Consider the following 13,851-nt stretch of genomic DNA (forward strand, 5'->3'; position numbering starts at 1 on the left):
TCCTCGTCGATCTCAATGATCGAGAGATCACCGTTGTCAGGATCGTAGTCGTTGGCGAGCAGCAGGGCTGCGGTCAGCTGAAGAGCCTCCCCCTTCTTGATCGTATACCGCTCGCCAGTGACAACAGGGTCCTTGTTATCAGGGGTCTCGTCGTCCTCCTCACCATGTTCCCGGAGAATAGGATCTTCATCGCTCATGTAAGTGATGGAGTGCTCCTCGCTCGTCAGGGTGACCGAGCCGTTCTCGTTCACCGTCTTGGTGTAGCTGGCAGCCGTGAGCCCCGGCGCCAGCTCGATCACGTCCTGGGCCCGCAGCGTGCCGACGATGGTGTCGTTGCCGCCGTTGGACTTGAACACGATCCGATGCGCCGACTGCAGCGACGCGATGTCGATCGTATCGTTCCCGCTGTTGCCATCGATCGTGATGGTGTTCGGGCGGAGGCTCGTGCCGGAGAAATTGCCGATAGCAATGAACGTATCTCCGGCTCCGGCTCCTCCGGTTGATCCGGTCGGATCGACTCCGTTGATCCGGATCTCCTCAATATCCCGCAGTTCAGCAATGATTGAGGTCGAGTTAGTGCCGTTGCGGGTGATGATAATTTCTGTGGCAGCATTGATGCCAACCAAAGTGTTGCCAAAGACGTCATCGAAGGCTTGCCGGGTATAGATCCGGTAAGTCTCACCGCTCGTATTGCCGTTGATCACGAAGGTGTCGCCTAAGCCAGCTTCCGTACCACCATCGACGATGTCCCGGCCGTCTGTTGCACCACTCGCGTTAGCGTTCCAGATGATCGTGTCATCACCCCCTGCTGCATTAATCACATCGTTGCCCTGAAGACCAATGATTGTATCGTTATTTCCAGTGCCATTGAGGGTGTTATTACCGTTGGTAGCCCCACCAATCGGTGTAACACTGGATGCCAGAATGTAGTCCGTAACATCGATGTTCGCGTTTGTAACACCGTTTATCTGGATCGTTCCGATCGTATTGAGGCTTGCATCTCGGATGGTCAGCACCGTGTTACCGCCGACCGTCGACTCAATGACGCGGGTAGCTAGATTGTCAGCCGTGATGCCAAGAGCACTGAGGTTGATCAGATCCTGATTGCTCGCATTGCCGCCCGTGAAATCGAAGTTGTTGATGATGTCAGCACCGAAACCACCTGCGTTGTAGATGACAACGTCGTTGCCGCCATCGAATGCAAGCAGGTTGATCGTATCGTTACCTGCACCTCCAATGATGCTGTCGGGATCGTTGCCGGAGCCGCCACTGATTGTATCGTCACCTGCTCCACCATCGATCAAATCGCTGCCGTTACCACCATCGATACTGTCATTTCCTCCACCACCGAACAGCTGGTTGTTGCTGAAATTACCGACGATCGTATTGGCAACGCTATTGCCGGTCCCGTTGATGGCATCAAAGCCAGTCAGGGTCAGGTTTTCGACGTTCTCAGCAAGAGTGAAGCTGATGGACGATGCGACCAGATCCGTTCCACCCGTCTCTCCAGCTGCCTCAACGATTACGTCTGCAGCATTATCGACGACATAGACATCATTGCCGATGCCTCCGTTCATCGTGTCGTTGTCAGCACCACCGTTCAGCGTGTCGTTGCCGTCGCCGCCGGTGAGCGTGTCCGAACCAAGACCGCCATTGAGATTGTCGTTTCCAAGCAAGCCGTTTAGGGCGTCGTTGAGATCACCTCCAGTGATGATGTTGTTTAGAGCGTTGCCGGTGCCGACGAACGCATCGGCGTCGCCTCCAGTATATGTAAGGTTCTCCACATTGGCCATGAGCTCTATGGAGAGCGCGACCATTTGGGTTTCAACCGCGTCTGCCGTTCCACCAGTCAAGGTTTCAACAACCACATCGCCGAGGTCGTCCACCACGTAGACGTCGCTGCTGTCGCCGCCAACCATGACGTCGGCGCCTAGGCCTCCATCCAGTTCGTCATTCCCAGCGCTTCCGACCAGAAGATCGTCACCATCGTTACCAAAAAGATCATCATTTCCGCCATTACCGAAGAGAAGATCGTTTCCAGTGTTACCAAGAAGGTCGTCATCTCCGGTTGTCCCTGTGAGGACGGTGTTCTGCAACGGAACAGTGGCTGTGCGTGGATTGATGTCGTCGACTGCAATGGCGTAGTCACCTTCAAGAACATATCCGTTGAACGTGCTTCCATTGAAGTTAACGAATTCCACCGCTTCGGAGAGTTGATCGAAATGATCGACAACCGTTATTTGCTGGCCGTTGTAGGTAATGACCAGATCATCGCTCCCAATCCCGAAGGTGGTCTCCTGGAAACTGAGAGTTGTGAGAACTGCCCCGGCTGCAATCGAGATCCTGTCGACACCTCCCGTTTCGACAATGACGTCATTGCCGTCAGCAGAACCGAAAGCGTAGGTATCGTCATCTGCGCCGCCGTTCAGGGTATCATTGCCAGTTCCGCCCACAAGGATGTCATCACCACCAAGACCATTCAGTACGTCATTGCCGGCAAGCCCCATGATCAGGTCATCTCCCGACGACCCGTTGAGCGTATTATTGCCTGCCGTCCCCATGACGACGCCGAGGCTGCCATCAGTGAACTGCACCCGCTCGATATTGGTGATTTGGTCTGTCCCATCAATCGCGTCCTCGACAGTGTGAGAGATCACGAGGGCGCCATTCGCATTACTCGAAAAGCTGTAATTTGCTCTGACGTCGCGGTAGGCTGCAGTATCGACGTCACCAGCGGTCGTGTCTGCTTTGATGGTTCGGACGATGCCGAGCTGGCCGGGATTGATCGAGCCGTTGAACATGCTGGCGGCCAGCGTCGTCATGCTGTTGTGATAGGCGATCGGCGTGCCGGTCCGGTCGGTTGTCGCATATACCGCGATCTGGACGTCGAGCCACTTGTCGCCATCGATGATGTCATCGCCGGCATTGCCTTGGATGATATCACTGCCATCGCCGCCGAGGATAATGTCGCCGGCGTTGTACACCACCGTGCCGGCCGCCATTGCGGTGACCTGCTGGGGAGTAAGGCCAAGCACTTCAGCGAGACCGGCAATCAGTGCCAGGCTTTCCTTGGTGATCTGGCTGCCGCGATAGCCTTCCTGGCCAGTGGTGCCGGCCGGGGCAGCGGGGTCGAACGGCAAGCGCTCGGAACCCAGGGCGTCGGAACCTGCCAGAGTATCGTTGAAGCGCGAGCCAGACAGACCTTCCATCGAAGCATATTCGTCGAGTGCTGCATTCTGTGGAAGAGTCGGGCTTTCATCGAAGACGATGGGGCGCGACAGGTCGGCATTGATGCCAAAGGTGCTGTCTTTGTAGGTTGCCCAGTCGAAGCCTGACATGCCAGCCATCTTGCCGCGGCCGGTGCTACCGACCATGATGTCGTCTCCACCTTCGCCGATGAACTCGTCGAAGCCGCCGTCGCCCAGGAACACGTCGTGTCCGTCGATGCTGTCATGCGCGAAGACTTCATCGAAGTTGTCGCCGGGAGCGCCGTCGAAGGTGCCGGTTTCGATCCAGTCGTTGCCCTCGTTGCCGAGGATGCGTTCGGCGTTGCGGTTGCCATAGATGAAGTCGTCGCCGGTGCCCGCAAACACTTCCGAGCCCATGTCGGTGCCGAGGAAGATGAAGTCCTGGCCGTCATTGCCCATCACCAGGTCAAGCCCGGGGCCGGCGTGAACCACGTCATTGCCCTTGCCGGCCTTGATGTTGTCGTCGCCGCCGCTGTCGACAATGATGTCGTCGCCGTCACCACCATTGATGATGTCGTTGCCGAAATCGCCCTCAAGGCGATCGTTCCCGCCATCGCCGTAGAGAGTGTCGTCGCCGTCGCTGGCGATGATGGTATCGGCCTGGTTCGTGCCACCCATCACGACGTGCTCGTCGCCGTTATAGCGCAGATAGTTGGTATCCGTGCCGGGCGTTGCCGGATTGTTGCGTATGACCACCTGGGTCAGAAGCCCGCCGCCCGTCGGATCGCCCGTCTCCAGGTCTCCATCACCGTCAAGGTCGTTGAACTGTTTGGTTTGGTCGACCTCAAGGATCAGGCCGGGTGTTGAGAACACGTCGGACGGCAGGTGCGTCGCGTCGGTGTTGCGCATCATCATGGCGGCGAAGGAATTGTTCTCCATTTCGCCGAAGAGATGCAGTCCGTCGAGGCGCTGCAGATAATAGAAGCGATCGCCGCTCTGCAGCAGTTCCATCTGCGCTTCGAAGATGAAGTTGAAGGTTGAGCCCAGCATGCCGCCGAAAGGCATGATTTCCTCAGCAAGGCCGCCGATCCAGAAGTCGACATTGTTGAGACCGCCAAGAGAACCGCCGGCATAGGCGCCCGTGGCATTCAGGAAGTCAAACCGATCCTGTTCGGATGGAACGACGCCGTCGCCATTCATGTCGACGCCGAGGACGAGCTCCATCGCTGCGTCCCGCTTCTCCGCCGCTGTTTTCTCACGTGTTGCGTTGGGATTTGCGTCAGTCGGAGCTGGGACCCGTGCGGTGATCGTTTGGTGCGTGCCGTAGGCAGCGATGAAGTTGATGATCGATGCCTCATGTTTGAGGTGGCCGGCAAAGTCGGTCCAGCTCTCATAGGGCTTGAGCAGCGCATCCTGGTTGGTAGCGGCGTAGAACTGAGCGCGCGCTTCGTTGAGCGAGGGCATACCGACGTCACGGCCGCGCGCCAGGTTGATGGTCGCAAGGTCCAGTGGCAGGCCGAGAAGATTGTTGCGCAATGCGCTCGTGACGAACTCGTCGATTTCGTTGCCGACCTGGCGGGTCATGCCGCGGATGATGGCCCCGGCGGCAATGCCGTCATCAACGCCATTGGGGCTGGTAAAGGCCGTGGGGTTAAGGAAGCCCTGGATCAGGCTGATGTGGTTGGGGTTGAAGTTCGGGTCGAACTGGTCGATCGACTCGGTCAGCATGGAGTGGCCGAAGCGATAGACCACATGCGCGAACTCGGCGAAGATTGTCGGGTCCATCATCGTGTCGAAGCCATCGGGCACGAGGAACACGTTGATGTTCGGCTGGACCTTGCGGGCGAACTCTTCGAACACGAGGTGCTGATACTGCATCTCGGTGCCGAACTTGGCGGCCTGGAACAGGCGTTCGCCATCCCAGGTAAAGCTGTCGAGCAGCGTCTTGAGAGCAGCGGCATCCGTGGGCAGTGTCGTGGGCAGGGCGTTGAGCTGGGTCTGGGTGATATCGACCGCAAGCCATTCGTTGATGAAGGCGAGGTCCCGGGTTTCGAGGACGGTCACCTTGGTGTGCTCGGCGAGACGGTTATGCTCGGCATGGAACACGTGGTGGACCGCGGTCAAGCCGATATTCTCGTTGGCGCGGCCGTCGCCGGCCACGAAGTGGGCATCGAGAAGCTCGTTGTCGTAGACGCCCGGCTGGTTGCCTGGGTTTTCGAGCCCGATGGTGATATCGCCATCGGCAATGCCATTCGGCACCGCATTGTGGGCGATATCGGCCAGGAAGGCGTGGTTCGTGCGGACAGCGTTGGCGAGGGACACACCAAGCCCGTCATTAGCCGCCGGGTTGCCTTCAACCACAAGGTCGTCCGGTGTATTCGGGATACCGTCTGGGCCAATCCCGACCACGATCAACGGGAAGCCGTTGGAGCCGGGGATGAAGTTGCCGTAGGGGTCGGTGCGCAGCAGCGGCACGCTGCCGACGTCCTGGTCGGTGAGCTGGATCCCGAGGAGGTTCCTGGCCTGGGCTTTGACCTCGCCCCAGGTTGCCATGCCGCCATTGGCCCCCTCGATCAGGTTGCCGGTCGCAACGGGGCCGTTCGCGGTCTCTGCATACTGGCGCAGGAAGACCTGATGTGAAGGATGGGAGGTATAGGTCTGGTTCTGGTCGACGTAAGCCGTCGTGGTGTTGACCGGGCGCACGTCATCGCTGGTGCCCAGCTGTCCATCCGGACCGGCCCCAACGGTGGCGCGGGTCAGGACCATGAAATTCGTGCTGCTGCCCGGGACATAGAGGGGGTCGTCGGGGCTCAGCGGGATCATGACGGTGCCGCTGCCACCCTTGTTCACGAGGTCGAGGCCGTGGTCGAAGAACTGGCCGAACAGGGTGAACCAGGAATTGAACGGGGCCGATAAACCTTCGTCCGGCGCGGAATTCGGAATATGGATGTTGATCCCGTCCAGTGCGATGCCGTTTGTGGCGAGCAGTCCGAAGAGGCCATTGCCATCCGGAGTCGGCCCGCCCGCGACGTCGATGGCCGCCTGAGCGGCCTCGAGAGCAACTTTCGCTGCTGCGGCAGCGTCCTGGAGGGCCTGATTGCCGGGGCTCGCTGCTGCCGCTGCTGCGGCGGAGGCCTCGTCGCGCGCGGCCTCTTCCAGCTCCTTGAAAAGGGGCTTGAGCGGGATGTAGAGGGCGGCAATCTGACCCGTGATCACCATTCCGGGATCATCGATTCCCGCATTCTGCAGCGCCGTCAGGATGGCGGCCGGATTGGAAAGCGTCTGGTCGACGAGCAGGTTGCTGATCACACGGACGGAAGGATCGATGACATCACCCGGACCGGCACGATTGCCGACAACAGTGCCGTTTGGCAGCGTCGTCGTCGGACCATCATTGTCGATGCCTGGCCGGTATTGCATCGGCATCGCCGGCGAGGGGCCAGCTCCGTCGGGATCCACCATGATCGTGCGGAATGTCGGATTCAGGAGCTCCTTGAAAGGCGTATCGGACGCACCCCACTTTTCCTGGCCCGGCAGGAGGTGGTTGTAGGAGCCATCAACAGTGCGCAGGCCCCAGGCGATATTGTAGGCAGGAATCAGGCCGCCCTCCCCGTAGAGCGGCTGGCCAGCAGCGTGTGCCTCAGCGATCTTGATTTGAGCGAGAATGAAGTCCAGATCGGAGCGAATATAGGCAACCATGATAAAACCCTCACCCTTGTGTTCTTGAGAAGGACACAATCATCATGGGCAAGAAGGCAGGGGCTTTACTATCTGGGCTGAGGTCTATGCCTGGTGTATCTAAGGTCTATACTGTTTAGGACCAAAGTTACTTGCGAGGCCGGACTTTGGTTGACCGCGTCTCAGATTTCATGGCGCGTCTGGATTTAGCTCTGCTCCTCCGGGTGAATGAGCAGAGATCAGCTGCAGAGACGCCTTGCGAGTAGAGGCCTACGACCGGAATTTGCCGTAAATCCTTCAACCAGCTGATGTTTTGACAGAAGCACTCCACTCTTAAATAGGCTTGGCTCCAAGAAAAGTGGTTACGTGCTTAGGATCGCATGAGCCGCAGTTAACCTTAGAGGTCGGGCTATGCATCTGCACCAGTCTCAGGTGTTCTCGAGAACCTGCACATGAGAAATTACTTACAGCCTGGGTTATACCCCATTAGGGTTAACCCCTTCTGGTGTGATCTATGATTTCCAAGTTCTCCTTATTCATATTGATATTTTACGCGACTGAGAACATTCTCTTTCAAAGACCTTAAAAACCTAGATAATCCTATGAAGTGAAGTTGGGTCATTACTTCGACTCCCAACAACAATAGCGCCAGATCTAGACTGCAGGGCCTCATACGAGGATCAGCAGGATTAGACGCGCAGTGACTAAGATTACGATGCCAAGAGAAGGTTTGCCTAAAATACGTATGTTGTGCAACGGGGGGCGCTCATGTCAAAGACGATCCGAGTAGGCATCATCGAAGATCAGCCTCTGTTTCTGGATGGGGTGATAGATGCCTTTCATGCTCAGCCAGACATAGCAATTGTCGGCTGCGCAGCGGTGATAGGAGACGCAATCCGTCTAATTCAGGACAACCAACCGGATGTAGTCATCGTCGGCGTGAGCCTACCGATCGACCGCTTCGAAGCTCTTGATGTGATTGTGTCGAAGTACCCATCGGTCAGAATTTTGGTTCTTTCAGACAGTTCGGACGAAGAGCGGATCTGTAATGCCATCGCAGAGGGTTTATCCGGATATCTTCCAAGAAGCACCAGTGCTCCCGAACTGATTAGTGCCGTACGTGCACTCGACCAAGGGATTGGTTGTGTCTCCCCGACACTTGCCAGCAGGCTCTTGATGCACGCTAACAACGACAGCTCCAACAAGATGAAGCCCAAGGATCGCCTCAAGACCCTTGCCCCACGGGAGCTGCAAATCGCATCAATGCTGGCAGTAGGGCTTAGTAACAGAGAGATTGGCGTCAAGCTCGACATCAACGAAGGTACTGTCAAATACTACGTGACAAGCATTCTTGGTAAGCTGCAAGTTCGCAATCGTGTCGAAGCAGCCCTATTTGCCCGCTCCCAAGGTGTAGTCTGGCAGCCTAGAGCGGACATATCCCCGGAGTTCGATACGGCCCTGCCGAGAAACGATACAAGCAGCGGGTCATTAGGAGCCCTAGGCCGGCTGCAGCGCATTGACTTAAGGAAAAACTGACATGAGCAGCCGACCGCATCATCAACTTGACATTGACGTGACGCCATAGCCGTAAAATCAGCTTTAACTCCCCTGCGGCGTTGTCAACTTACGTGGGCCCGACAACAGAGACAAGTTGAAGGGCCTTGGTATTCACTTGCGTAAAGACGGTGCCGGAGCGAATTCAGGTTATCTCTGAATCAAGGTATAGATGGCGGGATACTGCCGCACCTACCCGGTTGGACCGCAATGTTCCTTGAGCTGTTCAAACCTCTTATGGGTTGGTGTAGATCCTCGTCACGGTTGATGAGCACCTTTTTTGCCGATCTTCATTGCTGTTTACCCTCACACTTCTCAGAACTGCATTCGGGGCGAGGAATGTCAGAGTTAGCGCCGTTGACGCGGCTGGGCCATCGAAGTGCAATCCCGACAACCGTGAGTCTGACCCGCCAGTTCGCAATGACAGGCAGCGCCATCATGGTCGTAGCAATGCTCGCTGCCGGCCTGTTCACTGCCGAGATCGTTTCAAAAGCGACGATCGAGAATACTGCTTCGTCGACAGCTCTCCTAATCGATAGCTTCCTTGAGCCCTTGGTCAAAGGCTTGTCGAGTGAGGAGATCTTGTCTGCCGCAGAGACTGCTGAGTTAAACCGGCTACTGGGGGCGAATCAGTTCAAGGAAAGATTTCCTCACCTGGAGATCTGGAAGGAAGGCGGGCTCATCGTCTACTCGACGACACCGAGTCTGATCGGCCGGAGATTTCCTCCACCGCCTGGGTTGGTCACGGCCTTGGCAGGAGATATTTCTGCGCAATACGCTGACTTGAAGTCTCTTGAGCATCGGATCAGCGGCCGCAGCCAGAAGTATCTTGAAGTGTACGTTCCCATCCGGGAGGAACGCTCCGGCCGCGTCGTTGCCGTTGCAGAGATCCATGAGAGCACCGCACCACTCGAACTGAGGCTCTGGTGGGTGCGATTGAAGAGCTGGCTTGCCGTCGTGGGTGCAACCTTGCTCATCATGTTAGGCCTGTTCGGGATCGTTTACCGGGGCAACAAACTCATTGTCCTTCAGCGGCACCAGCTTCATGAACGGTTGGTCGAGATCGAGCATACTTCCCAACACAACCACATTCTCAAAGAGCGAGCTCAGCGTGCCTCTGGACGAGTTGCGGAACTAACCGAGAATTATCTGAGGAGGATCGGCGCTGACTTGCACGATGGCCCTGCGCAGCTCATCGGCTTAGCTGCTCTAACCGTGGAGCACGTCCGGCGTGCCCAGTCTCCTGAGAAAAGGGAAGAAGAGCTGCAGTTGCTGAATTCTGTCCTCTCAGAGGCCCTCCGTGATATCCGAACCATGTCAAAGGGATTGATGCTGCCCGAGATAGAAGATTTGCCGCTTCCGGAAGTTATCAAGCGAGTAGCTCTCAATCACGAGCAACGGACCGGAACCAAGGTCACCGTTCATTGCGGTACTATTACGCAGCCTCTTACGCACGGCATCAAGATTTGTGTGTACCGGTTTGTCCAAGAAGGACTCAACAATGCCTTCCGTCATGCGGGCGGCAATGGACAGATGGTGGCGTGCAGACTCGATGGCTCCACTTTACAGCTTGTCGTGCAGGATGACGGGGGAACGGGCGTCGGTGGCCCCGCAGCCCCGGACTCCGGTTTGGGGTTAGCCGGTATGCGGGAACGCGTGGAAAGTCTCGGCGGTGTCTTTCGAGTCAGCCATCTTACGAGCGGCGGAACTAGAGTAGAAATGAACGTCGTTACCGCGGAGGAGAGCCAAAATGGCTGAGAAGACTCGTGTTGTTGTGGTAGATGATCATGCACTCTTGCGCAGAGGAGTGATCCGAGCGCTGACTCTTGATGACATGATTGAGGTTGTGGGGGAAGGCGCTTCGGCAAAGGAAGCAATAGAGCTTGTCACGCAGTACGCACCCGATCTCATCTTGCTCGATATATCCATGCCTGGGAATGGGATCGAAGCTGCGCGCGCGATCCGTGACCTTCCAACGGCCGCTCGCGTTGTAATGCTAACCGTTTCGGGGGATGAAGACGACGTGATGCGCGCACTTGAGGCTGGCGCTGTAGGATATCTTCTTAAAGGGACGGACGCGGGAGATCTAATCGCGGCTGTGCAAAGGGTAAAGGCTGGTGAGTCTTTCATTTCACCAAATTTGGCGCTTCGTGTATTGTCGAGCAATGCTCAGGAGGAGGCCAACCCGTCGCCACTGCTTTCTGAGTATGAGAAACGCACTTTAGGTCTTATCTCCGAAGGGCGGACCAACCGCGAGGTTGGTGAGCAACTCTCTGTACAGGAGAAGACCGTCAAGTACGACGTGATTAACATTTTCAAGAAACTCAAGGGTAGGAACCGGACCGAAGCAACAGCTGTCGCCAAACAGGCGTGGCGTGAACTTCAAGGCAAGCTGAAACTGCATTGACAAGGGAGCTGGCGAGATTGGGCGAGGAATAAGCCGGCGGCAGATTCGTTGACGCTAGAACTTTTCTCAATATGCCGCATCTCACCGAAACACGTATCGCCCCCTAGTGATAGGTCAGCACTCCCCTGCCCTCGGCACACCAGCGCAACTCGTAGAGGCAGGTTACATGGCTCATGCCTGGATACGGTTGCGCACGTTCGGACTTTGACAACTTCCATGGGCTCCTGATCGAGATCGGTGAGCGCCTGCACGTGCGCGCGCATCGACCAAGTCACCGGCTTATGCGGCTTCTCGCCATCGGCGATGAAACTGTGCGCTGAGTGCCAATTCGAGACCTTCGATGCGAAAGGCTGTTGCATGCGCTCCCCGTCAATCGCTTGCGGCACGAATTCAGGCAGGGCCGCTTTTGAAACGGGTTGCAGAGCGCGATCGCGGCAACTCTCGACTCAACTCGCCGCTCCCGCCGCCGGCCCTATGAGTATGAAAAGATATGCCGCACCGCTCACGCGGTGGGAACGGTGCCGCCGTCGATGACATACTCAGTCCCGGTAATCGTCGCGGCGCGATCGGAGGCAAGGAAGGCGATCAGGTTAGCCACTTCCTCCGGCCTCGAGGGACGACCGATCGGGATCCCGCCGAGCGAGTCCATGATGATGCGTTTGCCGCCCTCGTAATCGGTGCCGGCGTCCTGTGCGAGCCGCTCGGCCAGCCGCACCGACGCTTCGGTTTCAATCCAGCCAGGTGAGACCCGCATCACGCGCACTCCCTTCGGCGAGACTTCCTTTGATAGGCTCTTGCTGTAGGTCGATAGCGCAGCCTTCGCGGCCGCGTAGGCGGTCGTCGCCTCCGGCAACGGCAGCTCCCGTTGGATGGACGTGACGTGGATGACGACTCCGCGACCCTGGGCTGCCATTGCAGGCACGAGCTCGCGATCGAGCCTGACCGCTGCCATCAGGTTGAGATCGAGCTCCTTGGCCCAATCCGCGTCGCCCAGTGCTGCGAAGCCGCCCGCCGGAGCGGAGGAGCCGCCAAGCATGTGGACGACGACATCGATCCCGCCCAGCCTCTCGTGCACCGCGGCGGCGAGCGTGGCGCAGCCCTCAGGGGTCGTGAGGTCGGCGGCGACGAACATCGTCTCGGAGAGCGTGTCTGGCCTGGACCGCGCTGCCGTCAGGACCCGCGCTCCGAGTTCGCGAAACAGCGCGACGGTGGCAGCACCCGCACCGCGCGTGCCGGAGGTGATGAGTGCGCGCTTGCCTTCGAGGGTGAGGAACCCGGTCATGCGCCGATCTCCAGGCCCGTGATCTGGTCGCCTTCGAGCCGAAACGAGAAGGTGAGTGTGGCTGGACTTCCCGGGAAATGGCCGGTCACGCGGGCACGGACGCTTGTGACAGCATCCTTCTCTACCAGCGCAAGCGGCTCGATGACCTGCCGGTACTTGAGTTTCGCTTCGCGCCACCATGTGCCGATAGCTTGGCGGCCCGCATAGGATCGGCCCTCATCTCTGATGACGGCATCGGGTGCAAACGTGTGGATCAGCGCGTCGCCGTCGCTCCTCCTGTCAGCGTCAAAATAGGTCTGGATCGGGGAAGGCAGGTTCATCCGGCTGCTCCTTCGGTTAGAGGGTAATGTCCTCCCGAATTTAGGCCTGGACACTTGTTTCGATAAGCAGGATAAAAATGGATGAGGCGTTTCGAAAGTCAGGACAATGTACTGGCCTGGATTGAATGATCTCGACGCGGTTATCGCTATAGCACGCAAGGCTTCGTTCCGTGCCGCAGCGCTCGAACTGGGCATGTCGACGACCGCGCTCAGCAATGCCGTCGGCAAGCTCGAGGCAGACCTTGGCGTGCGCCTGTTCAATCGAACAACGCGCAGCGTCTCGCTCACCGATGCCGGACGCCTGTTCATCGAACAGGTCGGCCCGGCCTTGCAGGACATTCACGGCGCCATGGAAGCCGTGCGGTCGCAGCAGGCTACGCCGTCAGGCACGCTGCGCATCAACACCTTTGCCATGGCGGCGCGCGAGATCCTCTCGCCGCCGGTGCTGGAGTTCCTGCGCCGCTACCCGAAGGTGCATGTCGATCTCGTCACCGAAGGACGACTGGTCGATATTGTCGCCGACGGCTTCGACCTAGGGGTGCGGGTGGCCGACCTCGTGCCCAACGACATGATCGCGGTTTCCCTTGGGCGGCCACAGCGGTATGCCGTCGTTGGCTCGCCGGCGTACATCGAGAAGCATGGGAAGCCGCGGGTGCCGCCTGACCTCCTCCATCGCCCGTGCATTCGTGTCCGCCTGCCCAACGGCGCCCTGTATCGATGGGAGTTCGAGAAAGACGGTCAGACGGCCCAAATCGACGTGAGCGGTCCAGTCACGTTGGACGAAGCCAGCCTGGCACGGGCTGCCGTTCTGGAGGGCATAGGGCTCGGGTTCTTCATGGAACAACACGTGCGTGCCGACATCGAAGCCGGACGCCTCATTCGCGTGCTGGAAGATTGGACACCACCCTTCGGTGGGCTCTGTCTCTACTACCCCGGACGGCGCAATCCATCGGCTGCCCTGAAGGCTTTTATCGGCTTGGCCCGAGAACTCAGTGCAAAATCAGGATCATGGTCGCCTAAGCCAAAGATGTCAGCTGAGGCCTCGATGTGAGTACCTCGGCGGCATTCATTGGCGTGAATGACTGTACCGGCTGTAAGAGCCCGGTTCGCGTCATCCCAGAAAATTACAGATGGCTTGGGGCAGGTGGCTCGGGAAAGTCTGCTGCTCACACTTGAGCGGACCTTCAGCAGCTTTCAGAGCGCAGTGCCTTCACATTGGCCATTTCTTGCCAAATGCCGTCACCGGCAGAATTTGCTGCGCGGATGAGAAAGGAACCCTGCCGCTCCTCGCTCCCCAGGACCCGGATCAGACCTAAGTCGCCTCGGATCTCAGACCTCAGTCCAAATTGCACGCTTTGCCGGCTCAATCACAATCAAAAGGTGACGACTTCCAGCTGAGGTCGAGGCGAGCAGAGGGCGGGG

At 58.0% G+C, this 13,851-nt stretch carries 7 protein-coding genes; 4 read left to right on the plus strand and 3 right to left on the minus strand.

The genetic code is table 11. The features are described 5' to 3' along the window. Positions 1-6,650 (minus strand): peroxidase family protein (locus AC0QTX_RS09345; RefSeq protein ID WP_474603566.1); only part of this gene is annotated, 6,650 nt, incomplete at its 3' end. Positions 6,651-7,634: 984 nt separating this feature from the next. Between AC0QTX_RS09345 and AC0QTX_RS09350 the strand changes: the two genes are divergently transcribed. The 3 genes from AC0QTX_RS09350 (at position 7,635) to AC0QTX_RS09360 (ending at position 10,827) form a co-directional block, all read left to right on the plus strand. Further along, complete coding sequence (locus AC0QTX_RS09350; RefSeq protein WP_474603567.1) at positions 7,635-8,402, plus strand: LuxR C-terminal-related transcriptional regulator; 768 nt, start codon at positions 7,635-7,637, stop codon at positions 8,400-8,402. A 357-nt stretch (positions 8,403-8,759) separates the two neighbouring features. Then, the gene (locus AC0QTX_RS09355) at positions 8,760-10,178 is read left to right on the plus strand and encodes a sensor histidine kinase (protein ID WP_474603568.1); all 1,419 of its coding nucleotides are present in this window, start codon (positions 8,760-8,762) and stop codon (positions 10,176-10,178) included. Beyond that, positions 10,171-10,827, plus strand: coding sequence for a response regulator (locus tag AC0QTX_RS09360; RefSeq protein ID WP_474603569.1), 657 nt, complete (start codon positions 10,171-10,173; stop codon positions 10,825-10,827). Before AC0QTX_RS09355 ends, AC0QTX_RS09360 begins: the two co-directional genes overlap by 8 nt. A 502-nt stretch (positions 10,828-11,329) precedes the next feature. Here the strand turns inward: AC0QTX_RS09360 and AC0QTX_RS09365 are convergent. Both AC0QTX_RS09365 and AC0QTX_RS09370 read right to left on the minus strand, forming a co-directional pair. After that, complete coding sequence (locus AC0QTX_RS09365; protein ID WP_474603570.1) at positions 11,330-12,109, minus strand: SDR family oxidoreductase; 780 nt, start codon at positions 12,107-12,109, stop codon at positions 11,330-11,332. Further along, entirely contained in the window at positions 12,106-12,429 is a 324-nt protein-coding gene (locus AC0QTX_RS09370) for a nuclear transport factor 2 family protein (protein WP_474603571.1), read from the minus strand. The genes AC0QTX_RS09365 and AC0QTX_RS09370 overlap by 4 nt, the downstream gene beginning before the upstream one ends. 106 nt (positions 12,430-12,535) lie before the next feature. Between AC0QTX_RS09370 and AC0QTX_RS09375 the strand changes: the two genes are divergently transcribed. Further along, a complete protein-coding gene (locus AC0QTX_RS09375; protein WP_474603572.1) occupies positions 12,536-13,480 on the plus strand; it encodes a LysR family transcriptional regulator in 945 nt (314 codons plus the stop codon). Positions 13,481-13,851: the final 371 nt, after the last annotated feature.

It is taken from the genome of Microvirga sp. jy35 (genome assembly GCF_056148915.1).

Excerpts from the sequence above, each read along its gene's own strand:
- AC0QTX_RS09350 (WP_474603567.1), top strand. The coding sequence starts at position 7,635 with ATGTCAAAGACGATCCGAGTAGGCATCATCGAAGATCAGCCTCTGTTT.
- AC0QTX_RS09355 (WP_474603568.1), top strand. The coding sequence starts at position 8,760 with ATGTCAGAGTTAGCGCCGTTGACGCGGCTGGGCCATCGAAGTGCAATC.
- AC0QTX_RS09360 (WP_474603569.1), top strand. The coding sequence starts at position 10,171 with ATGGCTGAGAAGACTCGTGTTGTTGTGGTAGATGATCATGCACTCTTG.
- AC0QTX_RS09365 (WP_474603570.1), bottom strand. The coding sequence starts at position 12,109 with ATGACCGGGTTCCTCACCCTCGAAGGCAAGCGCGCACTCATCACCTCC.
- AC0QTX_RS09370 (WP_474603571.1), bottom strand. The coding sequence starts at position 12,429 with ATGAACCTGCCTTCCCCGATCCAGACCTATTTTGACGCTGACAGGAGG.
- AC0QTX_RS09375 (WP_474603572.1), top strand. The coding sequence starts at position 12,536 with ATGTACTGGCCTGGATTGAATGATCTCGACGCGGTTATCGCTATAGCA.